This is a genomic window from Ralstonia sp. GX3-BWBA (assembly GCF_003290055.1).
GTDB lineage: Bacteria > Pseudomonadota > Gammaproteobacteria > Burkholderiales > Burkholderiaceae > Ralstonia > Ralstonia holmesii.
The window spans coordinates 36,181-56,814 of sequence record NZ_QMKS01000010.1 but is presented as its reverse complement, the minus strand read 5'-3'; the positions used below and the strand labels follow the sequence as shown (position 1 = coordinate 56,814).

Annotated in this window: 21 protein-coding genes; 12 read left to right on the top strand and 9 right to left on the bottom strand. The window is 63.8% G+C overall.

Annotated features, from left to right (window positions below; genetic code table 11):
- Positions 1-18 precede the first annotated feature (18 nt).
- The 3 genes from DOD19_RS13720 to DOD19_RS13710 all read right to left on the bottom strand — a co-directional run bounded on the left by DOD19_RS13720 (position 19) and on the right by DOD19_RS13710 (position 2,325).
- Positions 19-1,221, bottom strand: coding sequence for a D-alanyl-D-alanine carboxypeptidase family protein (locus tag DOD19_RS13720; RefSeq protein ID WP_024976783.1), 1,203 nt, complete (start codon positions 1,219-1,221; stop codon positions 19-21).
- Positions 1,222-1,313: 92 nt separating this feature from the next.
- Positions 1,314-1,961, bottom strand: coding sequence for an alpha/beta hydrolase (locus DOD19_RS13715; RefSeq protein WP_112186098.1), 648 nt, complete (start codon positions 1,959-1,961; stop codon positions 1,314-1,316).
- A gap of 34 nt (positions 1,962-1,995) precedes the next feature.
- Positions 1,996-2,325 (bottom strand): NAD(P)H-dependent oxidoreductase subunit E, encoded by a 330-nt coding sequence (locus DOD19_RS13710; protein WP_045202559.1) that lies wholly within the window; start codon positions 2,323-2,325, stop codon positions 1,996-1,998.
- Between the two features lie 451 nt (positions 2,326-2,776).
- Between DOD19_RS13710 and DOD19_RS13705 the strand changes: the two genes are divergently transcribed.
- From DOD19_RS13705 to DOD19_RS13695, 3 genes are all read left to right on the top strand, one after another.
- Entirely contained in the window at positions 2,777-4,066 is a 1,290-nt protein-coding gene (locus DOD19_RS13705; RefSeq protein WP_024976780.1) for a dicarboxylate/amino acid:cation symporter, read from the top strand.
- Between the two features lie 101 nt (positions 4,067-4,167).
- Positions 4,168-6,186, top strand: coding sequence for a sensor histidine kinase (locus DOD19_RS13700; RefSeq protein WP_112186097.1), 2,019 nt, complete (start codon positions 4,168-4,170; stop codon positions 6,184-6,186).
- Between the two features lie 25 nt (positions 6,187-6,211).
- Positions 6,212-7,528: a sigma-54 dependent transcriptional regulator gene (locus DOD19_RS13695; RefSeq protein ID WP_024976778.1), complete on the top strand. Its 1,317-nt coding sequence runs from the start codon at positions 6,212-6,214 to the stop codon at positions 7,526-7,528.
- Positions 7,529-7,585: 57 nt separating this feature from the next.
- Here DOD19_RS13695 and DOD19_RS13690 read toward each other — a convergent pair whose 3' ends face one another.
- From DOD19_RS13690 to DOD19_RS13680, 3 genes are all read right to left on the bottom strand, one after another.
- A complete protein-coding gene (locus DOD19_RS13690) occupies positions 7,586-8,323 on the bottom strand; it encodes a DUF2278 family protein (protein WP_112186095.1) in 738 nt (245 codons plus the stop codon).
- Positions 8,324-8,466: 143 nt separating this feature from the next.
- On the bottom strand, positions 8,467-9,027 hold the full coding sequence (locus tag DOD19_RS13685) for a TlpA disulfide reductase family protein (protein ID WP_112186093.1): 561 nt from the start codon (positions 9,025-9,027) through the stop codon (positions 8,467-8,469).
- Positions 9,028-9,129: 102 nt separating this feature from the next.
- A complete protein-coding gene (locus tag DOD19_RS13680; protein ID WP_024976775.1) occupies positions 9,130-9,645 on the bottom strand; it encodes an O-acetyl-ADP-ribose deacetylase in 516 nt (171 codons plus the stop codon).
- An 86-nt stretch (positions 9,646-9,731) separates the two neighbouring features.
- Here DOD19_RS13680 and DOD19_RS13675 point away from each other — a divergent pair, with 86 nt between their 5' ends.
- Together DOD19_RS13675 and DOD19_RS13670 are read left to right on the top strand one after the other, a co-directional pair.
- Complete coding sequence (locus DOD19_RS13675) at positions 9,732-10,301, top strand: hypothetical protein (RefSeq protein ID WP_024976774.1); 570 nt, start codon at positions 9,732-9,734, stop codon at positions 10,299-10,301.
- Between the two features lie 96 nt (positions 10,302-10,397).
- On the top strand, positions 10,398-11,039 hold the full coding sequence (locus DOD19_RS13670) for a LysE family transporter (RefSeq protein WP_024976773.1): 642 nt from the start codon (positions 10,398-10,400) through the stop codon (positions 11,037-11,039).
- A gap of 64 nt (positions 11,040-11,103) precedes the next feature.
- Here the strand turns inward: DOD19_RS13670 and DOD19_RS13665 are convergent, their stop codons facing one another.
- The 3 genes from DOD19_RS13665 to DOD19_RS13655 all read right to left on the bottom strand — a co-directional run bounded on the left by DOD19_RS13665 (position 11,104) and on the right by DOD19_RS13655 (position 13,789).
- Positions 11,104-12,636, bottom strand: a complete 1,533-nt coding sequence (locus DOD19_RS13665) for a YifB family Mg chelatase-like AAA ATPase (protein WP_112186091.1) — start codon at positions 12,634-12,636, stop codon at positions 11,104-11,106.
- Positions 12,637-12,850: 214 nt separating this feature from the next.
- Entirely contained in the window at positions 12,851-13,363 is a 513-nt protein-coding gene (locus DOD19_RS13660; protein ID WP_024976771.1) for a hypothetical protein, read from the bottom strand.
- Between the two features lie 168 nt (positions 13,364-13,531).
- Positions 13,532-13,789, bottom strand: coding sequence for an accessory factor UbiK family protein (locus DOD19_RS13655; protein ID WP_024976770.1), 258 nt, complete (start codon positions 13,787-13,789; stop codon positions 13,532-13,534).
- A 531-nt stretch (positions 13,790-14,320) separates the two neighbouring features.
- On the opposite strand from DOD19_RS13655, the gene DOD19_RS13650 reads away from it, so the two are divergent.
- The 7 genes from DOD19_RS13650 to DOD19_RS13620 all read left to right on the top strand — a co-directional run bounded on the left by DOD19_RS13650 (position 14,321) and on the right by DOD19_RS13620 (position 20,596).
- Positions 14,321-15,136, top strand: a complete 816-nt coding sequence (locus tag DOD19_RS13650) for a TorF family putative porin (RefSeq protein WP_112186089.1) — start codon at positions 14,321-14,323, stop codon at positions 15,134-15,136.
- Positions 15,137-15,182: 46 nt separating this feature from the next.
- A complete protein-coding gene (locus DOD19_RS13645; RefSeq protein WP_004637070.1) occupies positions 15,183-15,521 on the top strand; it encodes a P-II family nitrogen regulator in 339 nt (112 codons plus the stop codon).
- 30 nt (positions 15,522-15,551) lie between these two features.
- On the top strand, positions 15,552-17,117 hold the full coding sequence (gene amt / locus DOD19_RS13640) for an ammonium transporter (protein WP_112186087.1): 1,566 nt from the start codon (positions 15,552-15,554) through the stop codon (positions 17,115-17,117).
- A 367-nt stretch (positions 17,118-17,484) separates the two neighbouring features.
- A complete protein-coding gene (gene gshA / locus DOD19_RS13635; RefSeq protein WP_024976767.1) occupies positions 17,485-18,780 on the top strand; it encodes a glutamate--cysteine ligase in 1,296 nt (431 codons plus the stop codon).
- Between the two features lie 31 nt (positions 18,781-18,811).
- Positions 18,812-19,783, top strand: a complete 972-nt coding sequence (gene gshB, locus DOD19_RS13630; RefSeq protein ID WP_024976766.1) for a glutathione synthase — start codon at positions 18,812-18,814, stop codon at positions 19,781-19,783.
- 119 nt (positions 19,784-19,902) lie between these two features.
- The gene (locus tag DOD19_RS13625) at positions 19,903-20,358 is read left to right on the top strand and encodes a PTS sugar transporter subunit IIA (protein ID WP_024976765.1); all 456 of its coding nucleotides are present in this window, start codon (positions 19,903-19,905) and stop codon (positions 20,356-20,358) included.
- A complete protein-coding gene (locus DOD19_RS13620) occupies positions 20,327-20,596 on the top strand; it encodes an HPr family phosphocarrier protein (protein WP_004637085.1) in 270 nt (89 codons plus the stop codon). Before DOD19_RS13625 ends, DOD19_RS13620 begins: the two co-directional genes overlap by 32 nt.
- Positions 20,597-20,634 lie beyond the last annotated feature (38 nt).

Genomic DNA, 20,634 nt, shown 5'->3' with positions numbered 1-20,634 from the left:
CGAAGTGAATGGGGGTGATTACTTCTTTTTAAACCACAGCTTGACCGCGTCAATCGTGCGGCCGACGAAGCCGGCTTCCGGCACGGCTTCGAGCGCCACCACCGGGAACTCCGATACCACGGTCGAGCCGTCCATCACCTTGACCATGCCCAGTTGCTGGCCTTGCGCGATCGGGGCGATCAGCGGGTCCTTGCGCTCCAGCACAGGCTTCAGGCGCGCACCTGCGCCCTTGGGCACCGTGATCCACTTGTCTTCCGACACGCCCAGTTTCACGTTTTTGGCCTGGCCCTTGTACACGTCGGGCGTCTGCAGCGCTTCCTTGGCCTTGTACAGGCGCACCGTATCGAAGAACTGGTAGCCGTAGTTCAGGACTTTCAGGCTCTCCTGTGTGCGGATAGCGTCGCTCTTGGTGCCGATGATGACCGACAGCAGGCGACGGTTGGCGCCCGGCACATCCGGCAGCGGACGGTTGGCCGAGGTGACGAGGCAGTAGCCAGCCGACTTGGTGTGGCCGGTCTTGCCGCCGTCGACGGTCGGGTCGAGCCACAGCAGGCGGTTCCGGTTGGACTGCTTGATGTTGTTATAGGTGAAATCCTTCTGCGAGTAGAACTTGTAGTCCTGCGGGAAATCCTTGATCAGCGCCGCGGTCAGGATCGAAAGATCACGTGCAGTCGAGTAGTGATTCGGATCGGGCAGGCCCGCGGCGTTCGCGAAATGTGTGCTCTTCATGCCCAGACGCTCGGCTTCGCGGTTCATCAGCATCACGAAGTTGCTCTCGGTGCCACCTACCGCCTCGGCTAGCACGAGGGCTGCATCGTTGCCCGACTGGATGATTAAGCCTTGCGTCATCTCGCGCACCGATGCCGGCTTGCCGGCTTGCAGGAACATGCGCGATTCGTCGGTCTTGACCGAGCGCACGGTCTCGGTGGGCGTGATCATCTGGTCGTACTTGAGCTTGCCGTCGCGCACGGCTTCGAAGACCAGATAGGCCGTCATCAGCTTGGTGAGCGAGGCGGGCTCGATGCGTTCGTCCATGTTCGCGCCGCCGAGTACCTGGCCGCTGGTCACGTCGGTCAGCATCCACGAGCGGGCCGCGACCTGCGGGGCAGGTACCGGTTGCGCCATGGCGGGCAACGCGGTGACCAGCACGGCGGCTGCTACAGCGGTTGCGGCGGCGGAATGGAAGGCGAGGGGCGTGAAATGGGCGAAGCGGGTCTGCATGTCGGGTCCTGCGGTCTGCTTGGAGTTCAATGGCGCCGCCTGCCAGAAAAAAGGGGGGAGGCGCGGCGTCCGGAAAATCAACGGGTTTGGTGTTACGGCTGCGGCGCCCAGGCGCCGGTAATGAGCTGCCGGATCAGATGCAGCTTGCGGTGGAAGAAGTGATCGGCGCCCGGGATGACGATCACGGGCAGCTCCTGAGGTCGCGCCCAGTTGAGCACGTCGATCAGCGGCACGGTGTCATCCTGTTCGCCGTGAATGATGACGGTGTCGGCCGGCACTGGCGCGACATCCCAGCGGGAGGTGGCGGTGCCGACCAGCGCCAGACGCTCGGCGGGCGTGCCCGCTTCGGCCAGACGGCGAGCCACTTGCGACACGACAAAGCTGCCAAACGAGAAACCGCCCAGCGCCAGCGGCAGCGTGGCCACGTCGGCGGACCATTCGGTCTGCGTACGCATCCAGTCGAGCACGGCCAGCATGTCGTCCTGCTCGCCGATGCCGTTGTCGTGCGTGCCTTCGGTCTTGCCCACACCGCGAAAATTCAGGCGCACCGTCACATAGCCCAGGCCAACGAAGGTGCGTGCCAGCGTCTGCGCGACCTTGTTGTCCTTGGTGCCGCCGAACAGCGGATGTGGATGGCCGATCAGCGCCAAGCCGCGCGGCGCGGTGTCCGGCTGGTCGATCGACAGGTCGATCTGCCCGACCGGGCCGGGAATCAGGCGTTCTTCGGTATGAACGTTCATGGAAAAGGGGAAAGCAGATGCAGTAAAGCTAGGCTCATGCGTTGGCAGGGCGGTCGACCATCAGCCGTTCGACCGGTTTGCCTTCAACCAGATGGCTCTGGATGATCTCGTCGATGTCTTCCTTGTCGACAAAGGTGTACCAGACGGCCTCGGGGTAGACCACCATGACCGGACCGAGTTCGCAGCGGTCCAGGCAGCCGGCCTTGTTGATGCGCACGCGGCCTTCGCCGTTGATGCCGAGTTCCTTGCAGCGCTTCTTGGCGTATTCCTGCATGGCTTTCGCGCCGAAATCTGCACAGCAGCGCGAGCCGTCCTCGCGTTCGTTCAGGCAGAAGAAAACGTGGTGCTTGTAATGGCTGCTCATGGGCGGACCGAGAAGGCTGGGAGGGCTGCGTGACGGCACGTGCGGCAGGATGCGAATGGCTTCCTGGCGTCGCGCACCCATGTGGATTTGCGTAACGAGCCGGCATTATACGGCCCCGATGTCACCGTTCCCGCAGGATGCCGGTGCGACGCGACGGCGCGATGCTGCGTTGCAACACGTTTTCCGGATGTCTGGACGCCTTCTGTGCGCGGATTCCGGGATTGACGACGGCTGAGGCGGGTGCCATCGTAGTCACACCAAGGTGGGGCAAGGGTTGGCGGGCCGCCAGTGCTTGAGTTTGACGTTGGCATAGCCCTTGCAATAAAGAGCAACCTGCTGCGGGAGGCGCCGGACACATCGGCGTATCGAGGCAGGAGAGAGACCACACCAGGGCGGGTCGGACCGGGCGAGCAGTTGAGCGCACGGCCGGTCTGTGACACTCGAGGAAGACATGAAAAAACCGTTCTATAAAATCCTGTACGTACAGGTGCTGGCGGCCATCGTCATCGGCGTTCTGCTGGGCCATTTTTCGCCCGCACTTGCCGTCAAGATGAAGCCGCTGGGCGATGGCTTCATCCAACTGATCAAGATGGTGATTGGGCCGATCATCTTCTGTACCGTCGTCTCCGGCGTTGCCGGCATGCGCGACATGAAGAAGGTGGGCCGCGTGGGCGGCAAGGCGCTGCTCTACTTCGAGGTCGTCTCGACTTTCGCGCTGGTGATTGGCTTGGCCGCGGGCCACATCTTCAACCCGGGCTCGGGCTTCAACGTTGATGTGAACACCATCGACGCCAAGGCCGTTGCCCAGTACGCCGCCAAGGCGCATTCGGCCAGCACGGTCGACTTCTTGCTCAACATCATCCCGAGCACGGTTGTCGACGCCTTTGCCAAGGGCGACATCCTGCAGATTCTGCTGATCGCGTTGCTGTTTGGCGGTGCGCTTTCGGCGATCGGTGACCGTGCACAGATCGTCACGGACTTCATCGACCAGGTCGCGCACGTGTTCTTCCGCATCGTGCACATCATCACGCGCGTGGCCCCGATCGGTGCCTTTGGCGCCATGGCATTCACCATCGGCAAGTACGGTGTGATCTCGCTGGTGCCGCTGCTCAAGCTGGTCGGTACGTTCTACCTGACGGCCATCATCTTCGTGGTGGTGGTGCTGGGCATCATCGCGCGGCTGGTCGGCTTCAACATCTTCCGCTTTGTGTCGTACATCAAGGAAGAACTGCTGATCGTGCTGGGCACGAGCTCGTCGGAATCGGCGCTGCCGCACCTGATGGAAAAGATGGAGAAGCTGGGCTGCTCGAAGTCGGTGGTGGGCCTGGTGGTTCCGACCGGTTATTCGTTTAACCTGGACGGCACCAACATCTACATGACGATGGCGGTGATCTTCATCTCGCAGGCGCTGAACATCGAGCTGACCTGGACGCAGCAGCTGACCATCCTGGCCGTTGCCATGCTGACGTCGAAGGGCGCATCGGGCATCACCGGTGCGGGCTTCATCACGCTGGCCGCAACGCTGGCCGTGGTGCCGGATATTCCGGTGGCGGGCATGGTGCTGATTCTCGGTATCGACCGCTTCATGAGCGAATGCCGTGCCCTGACCAACATCACCGGCAACGGCGTGGCCTGCGTGGTGATCTCGGCCTGGGAACGTGAACTGGATCGCGCCAAGCTGGCTCGCGTGCTGTCGGGCGACCGTAGCGATGAGCGCGTGCCGGCCACCCCGGCAGTTTGATCGATCCAATCTGGCTGGCGCCTGCGGGCGCCGGCGCTTGAAAGCGCAAAGCGTATGATTGCGGGGCCTGTCCTTCCAGACGGCCCCGCTTCTTTTTTGGGATGCACCTCGTGAAGCACCTCGGCGGCATGCCGACTGCGGGCACGGCGTTGGAAGGCACGGCAACACTCTCTGCCGCCGACCTCCAGCCGATGTCCGATCCCGATTTCTCTTTGAGCAGCACTTCCGGCTCGCGACGCGGCTTCTGGTGGCTGGTAGCGCTCGGGCTCGTGGTGGTGATGGCCGTGGTGTGCGCGACCACGTTTGTGGTGGCGTGGAACCGGGGGCTCACGCAGGCCCAGCAGGCAGCCGGGGGGCGGGTCGACCGCTATGCCGCCAACCTCAAGAGCACGCTCGACCGCTACGAATACCTGCCGGCGCTGGTGGCGTTGCATCCGTTCATCCACGATCTGCTCTCCAATCCGACGCCTGCCAACGTTGACCGCGCGAACCGCTATCTGCGCGAAGTCAACGATCGCGCTCACGCCACTGCTACGTATGTGATCGCCCCCAACGGCAAGGCACTGGCCGCATCCAACTACAACCAGCCCGACAGCTTCGTTGGTGCTGAATATCTGTTCCGGCCGTATTTCCAGCAGGCGGCGGAAGGCCACGTCGGGCGCTTTTACGGCATTGGCATCACGCGCGAAGAGCCCGGCTATTACATCTCGCAGCCTGTCATGCAGGACGGTCGCGTGATCGGCGTGACGGTCGTCAAGCTGAACCTCGAATGGTTCGGCCGTGCCAGCCACGACGCGTCGGAACCCGTGATGGTGGCGGACGAGAACGGTGTGATTTTCCTGTCGTCCGTGCCCGCGTGGCAGTACCGCACAGTGGAGCCGCTCACCTCCAAGCTGCAGGCGCAGTTGGAGGCGACGCGCCAGTATTACCGCAAGCAGATCACGCCACTGCCGCTGCAGCCTGAGGCGCCGGCCTTCCTGCGATTGACCGGACGGCTGCCGGAAGGCGCAGAACTGATTCGCGTTGGCGAGCGCACGAACGCCACGCGCTATCTGCAGGTTTCGCGTGACCTCGTCGAGCCTGACTGGACGCTGATGTACCTCACACCGGTGGACCCTGTGATGAGCGCCGCCCGCAGCGCCACCGTGGCGGCGGCGTTTGCCTTTGCGTTTGCCTGCCTGCTGCTGTTCTACTGGCGCCAGCGCCGCCTGCGCATGATGGAGATGCTGCGCAGCCGCCGCCTGCTCGAAGCCGCGTATGACCAGCTCGAACGCCGCGTCGAAGACCGCACGGCCGACCTGATGGCCACCAACGAACAACTGCAACACGAGATCGTCGACCGCACGCGCGCCGAGGCCGAGTTGCGCGCCACGCAGGACGAACTCGTGCAGGCCAGCAAGCTCGCGGCCTTGGGCCAGATGGCCGCCGGCATCACGCACGAACTCAACCAGCCGCTGGCCGCGCTGCGCACGTTCTCAGACAACACGCGCATCCTGCTTGAACGCGGCCAGCACGGCGCCGCCACGGACAACCTGCAGGCGATTGCCGACCTGACCGAGCGCATGGGCAAGATCACCGCGCAGCTCAAGCTGTTCGCGGGCCGCTCCCGGCGCAAGGTGGTGGATGTGCAGGTGCGCGTGGCGCTCGATCACACGCTCGCGCTGCTGCGTCCGCGCCTGGGCGACGTGGCACTCGAACTGCACTGGCATATCCCCGAAGCAGATGCCGTCGTTCGTGCGGATGAACTGAAGCTGGAGCAAGTGCTGATCAATCTGATTGGCAACGCGCTCGATGCGATCAACGCCAATGAACCCGCCCGCGCCGGACGCATCGACATCAGCATCGGGCCCCCCGAGGGGGCGCCGGCGCAATCGAATCAACTGACCATTGCCGTGCGCGACAACGGCCCTGGCATTCCGCCAGACGCCATGCCGCACCTGTTCGAGCCGTTCTTCACCACCAAGGAGATCGGCCAGGGGCTCGGCCTTGGGCTGGCGATCTCCACCAGCATCGCGCGCGACTTTGGCGGCTCGCTGTCGGCTGCGAACATGCCAGGTGGCGGCGCGCAATTTACGCTGACACTGGTACGCGCCGACGTCACCTCCGTGGCGTCCACCTGATCCGATTTCTACACAGATACGAACCATGTCCGAAGGCTTGAACGTTCTCTTCATCGAAGACGACCCGCCTGTGCGCCAGGCCACCGCGCAGAGCCTGGAACTTGCCGGCTTCAACGTGCAGGCGTTCGGCAGCGCCGAAGAAGCCGTCGGCAAGATCGACGCGAACTTCCCCGGCGTGGTCGTGAGCGACCTGCGCTTGCCGGGCGCAAGCGGCCTGGACGTGCTCGCGCACTGCCAGTCGTTTGGCACGGGGATTCCCGTGGTGCTCGTCACGGGCCACGGCGACATCACGATGGCCGTGCAGGCGATGCGCGAAGGCGCATTCGATTTCATCGAGAAGCCATTTCCCGCCGAGCGCCTGACCGAAACCGTGCGCCGTGCCGTCGAGCGTCGCGCGCTTGAGCTGGAAAACCGCGCGCTGCGCCGTGAACTGGCTGGCCCGGCGGCAGGCACGCGCATCATCGGGCGCTCGCCTGCGATGGGCGCAGTGCGCGCGCTGATCGAGAACGTTGCGACCACCGATGCGCCGGTGCTCATCAACGGCGAGACCGGCACGGGCAAGGAGCTGGTCGCGCGCAGTCTGCACATGCTCTCGCCGCGTCACGACAAGCCGTTCATCGCGCTGAACTGCGGCGCCGTGCCTGAACAGATTTTCGAGAGCGAGATGTTCGGCCACGAAGCCGGTGCCTTCACCGGCGCGGGCAAGCGGCGCATCGGCAAGCTCGAACATGCCTCGGGCGGTACGCTGTTCCTCGACGAGATCGAGAGCATGCCGATCGCGTTGCAGGTCAAGCTGTTGCGCGTGCTCCAGGAGGGCGCGCTGGAGCGGCTTGGCTCGAATGTTTCGGTGCGCATCGACGTGCGCATCGTTGCGGCCGCCAAGGGCGATATGGAAGCGCTGATTGAGGCGGGTGGTTTCCGGCGCGATCTGTACTATCGCCTGAACGTGGTCGTCATCGATTTGCCCCCGCTGCGTGAACGCCGCGAAGACATCATCCCGCTGTTCGAACATTTCCTGCTTGAGGCCGCCGTGCGCTATCAACGCCCGCTGCCGATGCTGGCTGAGCGCCAGCGCCACGAGCTGATGCAATCGAACTGGCCCGGCAACGTGCGCGAACTGCGCAACGCGGCCGATCGTCTTGTGCTTGGCGTCGGCCGCACGCCGGTCGTGCCGGATGCATCGGAAGACGGCATGCCGCTCAAGGAGCGCGTCGAACGCTACGAGCGCACGGTTATTGCGGAAACCTTGGCGCGCACGGGCGGCTCGGTGCACCAGGCGGCGGATATTCTGCAGGTTGGCCGTGCGACGCTGTATGACAAGATCAAGCGATACGGCCTTTGACTTGGCATGCCCGCACGCAACAACGCCCGGCATCGACCGGGCGTTTTCTTTTCGTGCTCAACCCAGAATCGGATGGGCATCCGCCACCGGGTATCCACGGTCGTCCGTCGGAATCCGCTGGGTTTGGAATGCGATCAGCAATGCCTGAAACTTGCCGTCGATTTCCACAATGACAGCACCGTCCTGCTGTGTGCCGTTCTCGCGCGAATGATCCTTCCCCCCCGGTGTATGCACGACCGGGTTGCCCTGGTTCATGTGGGTTTCGTGCAGGCCGTTGTGCTGCGGCTCGAACAGGAAGCCGAAGCCGTAAACCATCACGTCGGTGCGCGGCGGCCAGCCTTTGCGGTCGTCGTCGCCGGAGCTGCCGTGGTAGACGTAGTCGATCGGCGTGGCGGTGCGGTCGAGGTTGAGCATGTCGTCAACGAGCGCGTTGATGTCGTTGTGCTCGGTCTCGGTATCCAGCGCGATCGGCCGCATGCTCGGAAAGTCGACCAGCCCGGCGTCGCGCACGTAGTCCAGACGCGGGAAACCGCTCTCGTGCAGCCCGGGGGCCAGCGCAGTCAGGTCGGCGGTGATCGGCAACTGCAGATCGGCCGTCCACTGATACAGCACGTGATAACCGGCGGCACCCGCGCCCGGCATGCTGGAGTCGGATTTCACGTTGGCGAGCACCACGAACTCCGAACCATCCGGCGCTTCCACCACGATCGCGTAATGCGGATTGCCGTTGTAGCCCTCCAGATAGGGCACGCCGAATTTCAGCTTGCCCTTGAACATGCAGTAGTGATTGGCCATGCAAACTCCATCGAACCTAGGATTGACGGACCGCCATTGCAACAGGCCCGCGTGAACCTAGTGTGGAACGTGCGTCGCCCAGAAACAAAAACGCCCGGCGTTGACCGGGCGTTTCGTTTGAACTGCGGGGAGGCGCGGACCGCTCAGGCCTGCTTGCCCAGCGTCTGCTTGAGCAGCGCGTCGAACGACGACCATTCCGGTTCGCCCACGTAGCGCTTGAGGATGCGGCCGTCGCGGTCGACCAGGAACGTGGTCGGCGTGAGCTGCACGTCGCCGAAGGCCTTGGCGGCCGAGCCGTCGGCGTCCATTGCAACCTTGAAGGGCAACTGACGCGTCTGGCTGAAGTTCATCACGTACATTGGCGCGTCGTAGTTCATCGCCACGGCCACGTATTCCAGCCCTTCGCCCTTGTACTTGTTGTACGTCTGGATCATGTTGGGCATTTCCTTGATGCACGTGGCGCAGCTCGTGGCCCAGAAGTTGACGAGATAGACCTTGCCCTTCAGGTCTTGCGTCGAGAGCTTTTTCCCATCCAGCAACGTGAAGGTGGCGGCGGGCACCTGCTGCGACGGCGAGAACGCACGCCAGCCGAACCAGCCGGCCACTGCCAGCACCAGCACGATCAAGGGGAGCAACCAACGGCGGCCGCCGGACGTGGCGGTAGCTAGCGGTGAGGTTGCGGAGGAAGTCAGGGTCGAGGCCATGGCGGCAACGGGTCCGGAAGGAAAATCAAGCATCTATTGTAGGCCCGCCGTGCCAGCGCCGCATGTCGGCCGCGACAATCCGTCCGCGATGAGATTTTCGCATCACTTTTCATTGGCGAGGGCGGCTTCATACAAGGCCAGGTCTGTGGGGGAAAAGCAGCAAAAGCTGATCGTGTCCAGGCCGGCGCCGTGTTCTCGCGCGGCACGTACGGCAATCGGCGCAGCCAATTGGGGCGGGAAGCCGTACACGCCGGTGCTGATGCATGGGAATGCGATGCTGCGAACGTCGTGCTTGCGCGCCAGTTCCAGACTGTTTCGGTAACACGCGGCCAGCAACCCAGCCTCGTCTTGCCGGCCGCCGCGCCAGATCGGCCCGACGGTGTGGATGACGTAGCGGGCGGGTAGTCGAAAACCGGGCGTGAGCTTGGCCTCACCGGTGCGGCAGCCGTGGAGCGCGCGGCATGCCTCCAGCAGTTCCGGCCCCGCCGCGCGATGGATAGCGCCGTCCACGCCGCCTCCGCCGAGCAGCGAGCTGTTCGCCGCATTGACGATGGCGTCGCAGTCCAGCGTGGTGATGTCGGCGCGCAAGGCACGCAGGGTGACGGAGGGGATTGGCATGGCGCGGTCCTTGGCGAGCGAAGGGCGGGCATCTCTGTCCGATAATAGGCGGCTCGAAAACGGACAGAAAACCTACAGGAGGCGATGTGGCAGTCACAGCAACGGCAGGCCGGCGGATCGGGTTGGGTGCGGTGGCGTGCGCGCTGCTGATGGCCTGCTCCCCCAAATACGACTGGCGCACGGTCCATTCCAACGAGGGCGCCTACGCCGTGGATTACCCCGCCAAGCCCACCGCAGAAGCCAGGCCCATCGCCATCAACGGCCAACGCATGCCGATGACGATGCAGGCCGCCAGCGTTGACGGCACGCTGTTCGCCATCGGTGTGGTGGAACTGCCCGAGGATGATCCGGTCTGGCGCCAGCGCGCGGTGGAGGCGCTGCGCAATGGCTTGTCCGCCAATCTGAAGGGCCGTGTGACCGAACGAGACATCGCCGTGCAGACCGCCGCACAGCCGCCTTTGTCATTGCCGGCGGTGGAATTGATCGCCCAGGGGGCGGGCGGGGACGATCCCGCGCCGCGCCGGCTGACCGCGCGCGTGGTCGCGACGGGCAAGCGCGCATATCAAGCCGTCGTGCTGGAATCGGGTGATGCCGCACGCGATGCCCGCCAGCAGGAGCAGGTCGACCAGTTTCTCTCCAGCTTCCATCCGTACTAGGCCCTAATCAGGTCCGTGCGCACTGGCCGCAGCCGGTGCACAATCGCCGTCTTCCGCTTTACCGCAACACAACTCACCACATCACGGGGAACCATCATGACGTTGCAAGTCTGGCTGGCCTTCTTTTTGGCTGCCTGGGTGATCGCCATCTCGCCGGGGTCGGGCGCCATCCTTTGCATGAGCCACGGCCTGACGCATGGCGTGCGCCGCACGTCGGTCACGATTGCGGGGCTGGAACTGGGCATTGTCGTGATCCTGTTCATTGCGGGTGCCGGCCTGGGCGCGTTGCTGATCGCGTCGGAGCACGCCTTTACGGCCATCAAGATCGTCGGTGCGATGTACCTGATCTACCTCGGCATCGTGCAATGGCGCACACCCATTCAGATCGCCAAGCCGGCTGAGAGCGAGCCCGTGAAGGTCTCGGGCAGTGGCGCGCGCCGCCGCTTCCTGGTGGGGTTGCTGACCAATCTGACGAACCCAAAGGGCATTCTGTTCATGGTGGCCGTGCTGCCGCAGTTCATCGATCCGGCCAAGCCGCTGCTCTCGCAGCTCGGCATCCTGGCGGCGACGATGGTGTTCGTCGACTTGATCGTCATGCACGGTTATGCGCTGCTGGCCTCGCGGGCGCAGCGGCTGTTCCGCAATCCGCGTGCGCTGCGTTGGCAGAGCCGCTTCTTCGGCGGCATGCTGATGAGCATCGGCGCAGCGCTGTTTTTCGTGAAGCGGCAGACTGCCTGAGTTTCACACGCCGCCCCCAGGGCGACTCGCCAAGTGGGTTGAAGGCGTAGCGCGTGGATGGAAGCTAATCAGCCTTCACCCCGCGTCGATACTGAATTGCCTCGCCCACATGTGCTGCATCGATCTGCTCGTCGCCTGCCAGGTCAGCAATCGTGCGGGCGAGCTTGAGCACGCGCGCATAGGCGCGGGCGGACCACGAGAAGCGCGTCATCGCGTGGCGCAGCAAGCCATCGGCTGCATCGGTGCGGCTGCAATGCAGATCGATTTCATGACCACCCAGCAAGGCGTTGCGTTTGCCTTGCCGTGCAAGTTGTCGCGCGTGTGCAGCAGAAACCCGCTCGGCTACGTTGAGCGTCGGTTCACCAGGCGGCCCGTCGAGCAACTCTTCCTGCGATGGCGTCGGCACTTCGATCTGCACGTCGATGCGATCCAGCAGCGGCCCCGAAATGCGCGCCTGGTATCGCTCCACTTGATCCGGCGTGCAGCGGCACGCCCGCAACGGATGCCCGCGATAGCCGCACGGACACGGGTTCATTGCGGCAATCAGTTGGAAGCTGGCAGGGAAGTCTGTCTGATGCGCGGCGCGTGAGATGGTGATGTGGCCCGTCTCCAATGGCTCACGCAGGACTTCGAGCACGCGGCGCTCGAACTCTGGAAGTTCGTCAAGGAAGAGCACCCCCTGATGCGCCAGCGAGATTTCGCCTGGTCTTGGCGTGTTGCCCCCGCCCACCATCGCCACCGCAGACGCCGTGTGGTGTGGCGAACGGAACGGCCGCACCTTCCAGCGCCGCGCGTCGAAGCCGCGCGTGGTCAGGCTCATCACGGCGGCGGCAGAAAGCGCTTCGTCATCGCTCATGTCCGGCAGCAAGCCGGGAAACCGTTGTGCGAGCATCGACTTGCCGGTGCCAGGCGGCCCGATCATCAGCATGGAATGACCGCCGGCGGCGGCGACTTCCAGCGCGCGCCGCGCTTGCGGCTGCCCGCGCACGTCCGCCAGGTCGGGATAGCGGATGTCCATGTCGACCGGCGCGGGCAGCGCGGCGGCGAGCTTGCGGTCCGGCGCGCTCAAGTGGTCGCATACCTCGATGAGCGTGCGTGCCGGGAGGACTTTTGTGCCGCTCACGAGCGCGGCTTCGGCGGCGTTCTCGGCGGGCAGCACGAAGGCGCGGGCAAGCGGTGTGTCGCCATCGGCCAGTACGGGGTTGCGCGATAGCGCATACGCCATCGCCAATGCACCGCGAATCGGCCGCAGATCGCCGGACAGCGACAGCTCACCCGCAAACTCGTGCGCGTCCAGATGCGTGTGCGGAATCTGGCGACTGGCGGCGAGGATTCCCAGCGCGATCGCCAAGTCGAACCGGCCCGATTCTTTCGGGAGATCCGCGGGCGCCAGGTTAACGGTGATACGCCGTGCCGGAAATTCAAAGCGGCTGTTTTGGATGGCCGCCCTTACGCGATCCTTGCTCTCCTTCACCTCGGTGTCGGGCAGACCGACGATGGTGAACGAAGGCAGGCCATTCGCCAGATGGACCTCCACCGAGACGGCCGGTGCATCGATCCCCGAGAGCGCGCGCGAACGCAGTACAGCAAGGCTCATCGCGCGGCCCTCCGAGAGAACTCACGAGCAAGGCGGTGGGCGTGGCATCGGTGCATGGCGTGACGGAGCGTGGCGGTTGCGGAACCCTCCACTGTGCCAGCCGCGTTGCGCCGCCATGTTCACCGGCATCCAAATTTGACGATCGCCGTCGGCATGAGAAATGGGCAAAAAAAACCGGAGCACGGGGCTCCGGCTTCGTTGTCGGCAGATCAACTCAGGGGAAGGCCGGCATGGCCGTGTCTTCGCCGCTGAAGTGGCCTTCGGGATGCGTCTTCTGCAGCAGCGCGCGTACCTCTTTCACGCGCGAGCGCGGCACATCGACCATCAGCAGGATCTGCCCATCCTCCACTGCCTGCTTGAACGGTTTCAGGCGGCTGTTTGGCACCGAGCTGCCGATCATGCTCGAGGCCCAGGCGCCAAACAGCGCGCCAACGACGGTGGTAATGCCGACCATGCCCCACTGCGGCCCTTCGCCGATGATCGGGAAGATGGCCGCCACGATGCCCGCCAGCACGCCCGCACCCCCGCCGATCACCAGCCCATTCTGAGTGGCGTGGACGATGTCCGAAGTCTGGAGGATGTTGGCTTCGTGCAGGCCGGTGAGATCGATGCCGGGCTTGGAGACGAAGTGGATGTGGCGCTCGGTGATGCGCGCCAGCAGGAGGTCGTTCATCACGCGCCGGGCGCTGACGACGTCCGGCATCAGGAAGTAGAGACGATGTTGCATGATCTTCTCCTCAAGCGCGGTGCGCGCGCGTCTTAAGGACGTTCTAGATCAGTTCGTCAGCCGCAACAAGGCGGCGCATCGATCTTTTCGCTGTGCGCCGCAGCAAGGGTGCGGCGGCCGGCACCGCAGCCTTGCAGATGCGCGCCAGGCGCAACACCCGGCGGCGGATTACTGATCAGCCGGGGTAGCTGACTTGAGTTGCGCTTCCAGCGCGGCCACGCGCGTTTCCAGTTCTTCCAGACGCGCACGCGTACGCGCCAGCACTTGCGATTGCACGTCGAATTCCTCACGCGTGACCAGATCGAGCTTGGAGAAGCCCTGGGTCATCATCGCGCGGACGTTCTTCTCGATATCAGCCGCCGGCGAGTTACGCAGGGCTTCGCTTACGCGGTTTTGAAAGTCGGAAAAGAGATCGGTCGGTTTCATGTGTTTGCTCCGTGGGTCGTGCTGTCTGCGCCAAGCCGGTGCATGCACCGCAACTGTGCGTGAAAATTGCTGTGCCGTGGTGCGAAGGCCTGTGCTTGGCGCGTGGTTTCGGTGCTGCCGGTCGCGATGGTACCGGCTGGGCGCTCTGAACGGCACACCTTGCGTCAAATCTCGCTGCGATGCGGCATTGGCGGCGCCATACAAACGGGGACAGAATCGGTCTTCACAGTTTCCGCACCCGGCCGTGCGAGCCATTGCATGGGGCTGAAATCACTCTATCACATGGTTTTTATCGCGCCATGACGGTGTAGGCCCCCGTGCGTGAATCCGCCTGCGGCAAGCGTTGGCGGCCAGCAGGCGGTGCCAGGAGAGACCCGTCCCCAATTTCCTGCGGTTTTGCGCCCTGGCGCAGCGCGACGCTGTGACCGAAGACACCCTCCAATCCGACGACATCAACATGGCATGACAGTTGCAGAACTGGTGCGAATTTTTTCCATTGCCGTTGCGACTTTCTAAAGGGGGAGAGCCGTTATGAAGAAGTTTGCGTACGCAGCCAGCCTTGTACTCCTGACCGGTGCCGTTGCCGGTGTGAGCCAATCTGCCATCGCGCAGTCCGCACCTGCGGCGGATGCACCGGCCGCCGCGCCCGCGCCGGCGCCTGCCGCGCTCACGGCCAACGTCACGCTGGCCAGCCAATACCGCTATCGCGGCATCATGCAGACCAACAACAAGCCCGCCATCCAGGGCGGCTTTGACTATGCCATTCCGGGCGGTGTGTTGCCCGAAGGCTTCTACATCGGTAACTGGAACTCGTCGATCAGCTGGTTGAGCGATTCGAACTCGAACGTCTCCGCGCCGATCGAGATGGATTTCTACGGCGGCTACAAGACCGAGATCGTCAAGGACGTGCCGATCGACGTGGGCGTGCTCCAGTACTACTACCCGGGCAGCTATCCTGACGGTTTCACGCGTCCGCACACGACCGAAGGCTATGCGCAGATCGGCTACGGCCCGGTCGCCTTTAAGTATTCGCACGCGTTCTCGAACCTGTTCGGCACGCCTGATTCGCATCACAGCCAATACTTCGATCTGTCGGGCAACTTCGACACCGGCTTCTGGGGCCTGACGCTGAACCTGCACGCCGGCTACCAGCAAGTGCCGCATCAGACCGTGCGCGCCTCGTATGCCGACTGGAAGGTCGGTGTGACGAAAGACTTCGGCAACGGCTGGGCGGCGTCGCTGGCCTACATCGATACGAACGCTTCGCGCGCGTTCTATACGAACACGCGCGGCAACTACATGGGCAAGGCCACGGCCCTGCTGTCGATCACCAAGACTTTCCAATAACGATGCGCGGCGGCGCTCCGGTGCCGCCGACCGAGGAGGAACCAGCATGAAACTCATCATGGCCATCATCAAGCCGTTCAAGCTCGACGAGGTCCGCGAGGCGTTGTCCGAAGTGGGGGTGTCGGGCATTACCGTCACGGAAGTCAAAGGCTTCGGACGTCAGAAGGGTCATACCGAGCTTTACCGCGGCGCGGAGTACATCGTCGACTTCCTGCCTAAAGTAAAGATCGAAGTGGCCGTGCCCGACGACGTGGTCGAGCGCGCCGTCGAGGCCATCGAAAAATCCGCGCGCACCGGCAAGATTGGCGACGGCAAGATCTTCGTGGCCGACGTCGAACAAGTCATCCGCATCCGCACCGGTGAGACCGGCGGCGACGCCCTATAAGCCCCAATCCGCCAAGGAAGAGGTCAAAACATGAAAACCTGGTTCACACGATTCCTGACGGCTGGGGCCGTCGTTGCCGTGCTCGCGGGCGCCGTGATGTCGGCGCCGGCCGTGGCACAGGACAAGCCGGCAGCTGAAGCTTCGGCGCCGGTTGCAGCCGCCGCTGCTTCCGAGCCGGCCGCTGCTGCACCGGCTGCAGCCCCCGCCGCTGCAGCAGCCCCCGCCGCTGCAGCAGCTCCGGCCGCCGCAGCTGCTGCGCCTGCTGCACCGGCTGCCGCTACACCTGTCCCCAACAAGGGCGACACGGCGTGGCTGCTGATCTCCACCGCGTTCGTCATCCTGATGACGCTGCCGGGTCTGGCGCTGTTCTACGGCGGCCTGGTGCGTAAGAAGAACATGCTGTCCGTGCTGATGCAGTGCATGGGCATCTTCTCGCTCATCATCATCCTGTGGGCCGTCTACGGCTACAGCTTCGCGTTCACCGAGGGCAACGCGTTCTTCGGCGGGCTGGATCGTCTGTTCCTCAAGGGCCTGACGCCGGATTCGGTGGCTGCCACCTTCAGCAAGGGCGTGGTGGTGCCGGAATACGCGTACTTCGCCTTCCAGGGTGCGTTTGCGGCGATTACCTGCGCGCTGATCATCGGCGCCTTCGCCGAACGTGCGAAGTTCTCGGCTGTTCTGCTGTTTGTGGTGCTGTGGTTCACCTTCAGCTACCTGCCGATCGCGCACATGGTCTGGTTCTGGCCGGGTCCGGACGGCTTTACCGACGCCAAGGCGGCCGAGGTGATGACCGCTAAGTCGGGCTGGCTGTTCCAGAAGGGCGCGCTGGACTTTGCCGGCGGTACCGTGGTGCACATCAACGCCGCCGTGGCGGGTTTGGTGGGTGCCTTCCTGTTCGGCAAGCGCATCGGTTTTGGCCGTGAGGCGCTCAAGCCGCACAGCCTGACGCTGACGATGGTTGGTGCCTCGCTGCTGTGGTTCGGCTGGTTCGGCTTCAACGCCGGTTCGGCCCTGGAAGCCAACGGCAGTGCCGCGCTGGCCTTCGTCAACACGCTGCTGGCGACCGCCGCAGCCGTGCTGTCGTGGAGCTTCGGCGAGTGGTTCGGCAAGAGCAAGCCGTCGATGCTGGGTGCTGCATCCGGTGCCGTGGCTGGCCTGGTGGCCATCACGCCGGCTGCTGGCTTTGTCGGCCCGATGGGTTCGATTGCGCTCGGCATCATCGCCGGCCTGCTGTGCCTGTGGGGCGTGAATGGCCTCAAGCGCATGCTGGGCATGGACGACACGCTCGACGTGTTCGGTGTGCACGGCGTGGGCGGTATCCTCGGCGCGCTGCTGACCGGCGTGTTCGCGGCACCGAGCCTTGGCGGCACCGGCATCTACGACTATGTCGCCAACAAGGTTGCCGACGATTACTCGATCGGCGGCCAGTTGTGGATCCAGTTCCAGGGCGTGGCGACCACGGTCATCTGGTCCGCGGTGGTGGCGTTCATCTCGTACAAGATCGTCGATGCCATTGTCGGCCTGCGCGTGCCGGAAGAAGAGGAGCGCGAGGGTCTGGACATCACGTCGCACGGCGAAACCGCCTACGAAGACTGATGGTCCGCCTCATCCTGCAAAAGACCCGGCTGTGCGCCGGGTTTTTTGTTACGCAGCCCCTGAGCTGGACGTCCTTAAGTCCGATGTAAAAAACCTTCAATTGCCTCTCGTTATGCGGACGCTTACATTGCAGACGTGGTTTCCTCCACCTGCAGAACGCTCCCCGTATCTGTCAGGCTATTCCCCAAGCGCGGCAGCCCCGCGCTTTTTTTTTTGCCCGTTTTTTGTGTGGCTTGCTGCACTGCCGCACTGCGCCTCTTGCGAATCCTCTTTCCTGACCACATATCGATAGCCCGCTGTCGTCTGCAAGCTATTGCCTGTTCCTCTACAATCGGAGTGGGCGATAAATAACATCAATAGGAAGGGTATGGTTCCGCACTTGATCACCGCGCTGAACGGGCCGCTGCTCGAGCTCGAGCAGAAGATTCTTGACGCCACGCCCGCCATCGAACGCTGGTTCCGCCTGGAGTGGCAGGAACACACGCCGCCGTTCTACTGTTCCGTCGATTTGCGCAACGCCGGCTTCAAGCTGGCGCCGGTCGACACGAACCTGTTCCCGGGCGGCTTCAACAACCTCGCGCCCGAGATGCTGCCCCTGGCCGTGCAAGCCGCCATGGCCGCCATCGAAAAGATCTGCCCGGACGCCAAGAACCTCCTGCTGATCCCCGAGCGCCACACGCGCAATATGTTCTATCTGCAGAACGTGGCGCGCCTGTCGCAGATCATGCGTCAAGCCGGGTTGAATGTGCGCCTCGGGTCGCTTTCAGAGGACATCACCGAGCCGACGCCGATCGACTTGCCTGATGGGCAACGGCTGGTGGTCGAGCCGCTCAAGCGCATCGGTACCAAGGGCCGCCGGCTGGGCATGGAAGATTTCGATCCGTGCTCGATCCTGCTGAACAACGATCTGTCAGCCGGCGTGCCGCCCATCCTCGAGAACATCAACGAGCAATATCTGCTGCCGCCGCTTCATGCCGGCTGGTCGCAGCGTCGCAAGACCAACCACTTTGCTGCCTACGACGAAGTGGCCAAGAAGTTCGCCAAGCTGATCGACATCGACCCGTGGATGGTCAACCCGTACTTCACCAAATGCAGCGGGCTGGATTTCCATGAGCGGGCCGGCGAGGAAGAACTCGCCCACGCAGTGGAGACGGTGCTCAAGAAAACCGCCAAGAAGTACAAGGAATACGGCGTGAATGAGACCCCGTATGTGGTGGTCAAGGCCGACGCCGGCACCTATGGCATGGGCGTGATGACGGTGCGCGATCCTTCCGAGGTCAAGGGCCTCAACCGGAAGGAGCGCAACAAGATGAGCGTGGTCAAGGAAGGCCTGGAGGTTTCCGAGGTGATCGTGCAGGAAGGCGTGCACACCTTCGAGAAGATCAACGAAGCTGTGGCCGAGCCCGTCGTCTACATGATCGACCGCTATGTGGTGGGCGGTTTCTACCGGGTTCACACGGGCCGTGGCGTGGACGAGAATCTCAACGCGCCGGGCATGCATTTCGTGCCGCTGCCGTTTGCGTCGAATTCGCTGCCGGACAGCCATGCCAAGCCGGGCGCCGGCGAGCCGAACCGCTTCTATATGTACGGCGTGGTGGCGCGCTTGGCGCTGCTGGCTGCCTCGCTCGAGCTTGAGAAGACCGACCCGAACCCGCTGATCTGATCGGCTGTACCCCGCTGCAGAAGGAGCCGCCATGCGCATCCTGTTCATCGTCGATCCGCTGTCGACGTTCAAGACTTACAAGGATTCCACCTTTGCGATGATGCGCGAGGCGGCAGCGCGCGGCTATGCCATCTACACGTGCCTGCAGTCACAGCTCACGCTGGCGAACAACGTGGTCGAAACCGTTGCCACGCCTATCGCCCTGACCGGCGACGAGCACGACTGGTATCGCGCCGGTGATGCGCGCCTGCTGCCGCTCACTGGCTTTGACGCGGTGCTGATGCGCAAGGACCCGCCGTTCGACATGGAGTACGTCACCAGCACGTGGCTGCTGGAGATTGCCGAACGTCAGGGCGCGCGCGTGTTCAACAAGCCGCAGGCGATTCGTGACCATTCGGAGAAGCTCGCCATCGCGCAGTTCCGCGAATTCACCGTGCCGACCGTCGTGTCGCGCGATGCCAAGCGCCTGCGCGAATTCCACGCCGAGCAGGGCGACGTCATCTTCAAGCCGCTCGACGGCATGGGCGGCGCGGGCATCTTCCGCGTGGGGCCGGATGGCATGAACCTCGGGGCGGTCATCGAATCGCTCACCGACAACGGCGCGCGCACGATCATGGCTCAGCAGTACATTCCAGCGATCCGTGAGGGCGACAAGCGCATTCTCCTGATCGGCGGTTCGCCGGTGCCGCATTCGCTGGCACGCGTGCCGATGGCCGGCGAGGTCCGCGGCAATCTGGCGGCGGGTGGTACGGGCAAGGCGCAACCGCTGTCCGAACGTGATCAGGTGATCGCACATGCACTTGCACCCGTGCTCTGGCAACGCGGCCTGCTGCTCGTCGGCCTGGACGTCATTGGGGATTACCTCACCGAGGTCAACGTCACCAGCCCGACGTGCTTCCAGGAAATCACGCAACAGACGGGCTTCAACGTGGCCGGAATGTTCATCGATGCACTGGAGCGCGCCGCAGGCAAGAGCAGCGGATTGGCGCGCAAGCCCGCCTGATATGGCGGCATGGCCCCTCCGCCGAGGGTCCTCCACAAGGGGGAGGACCAGTACACGGCCGCACAATTGCGCCAAATGGCCCTGATACAATCAGCGTTATACCCATTTGCTTTTCGATCATGGCAGGGATTCTGATCATCGCTCATGCGCCGCTGGCCAGCGCACTGCGCGATTGCGCTGCACACGTCTATTGCGGTCCGCCCGAGCGGCTGGGCGCAATCGATGTCCTGCCCGATGCCGAGCCGGCTGCCGTGCTGGCTCAGGCGCGCGACAAGCTTGCCGAACTCATTGAGGCCAATGGCGCGCTGGTGCTGACCGACATCTTCGGAGCCACACCTGCCAATATCGCCTCGCGCCTGGCCGATCCCGGCCGCGTGCGCGTGCTGGCCGGCGTGAATCTGCCGATGCTCGTGCGCGCCATCTGCTATCGCTCCGAAAAACTCGAACAACTTGCCGCCAAGGCTCTGGCCGGCGGCGCGCAAGGCGTACTGCAGGTCGGCTCGACAGCCGTTCAGAACCAGGTTGCCAATCATCCAGACAAATATGCTGCAGAGGGATATCACCATCATCAATAAGCTCGGGCTGCATGCCCGCGCCTCCGCCAAACTCACGCAGCTCGCCAGCAAGTTCGACAGCCAGATCAAGATGTCGCGCAACGGCCGTCAGGTCGACGCCAAGAGCATCATGGGCGTGATGATGCTGGCTGCGGGCATCGGTTCCACCGTCACGCTGGAGATCGACGGGCCCGACGAGCACGACGCCATGGATGGTCTCGTCGCGCTCATCAACGATCGCTTCGGCGAAGGCGAATAACCCGCCCGCCGCATTCCACTTCAACGCCGCTCCGGCCA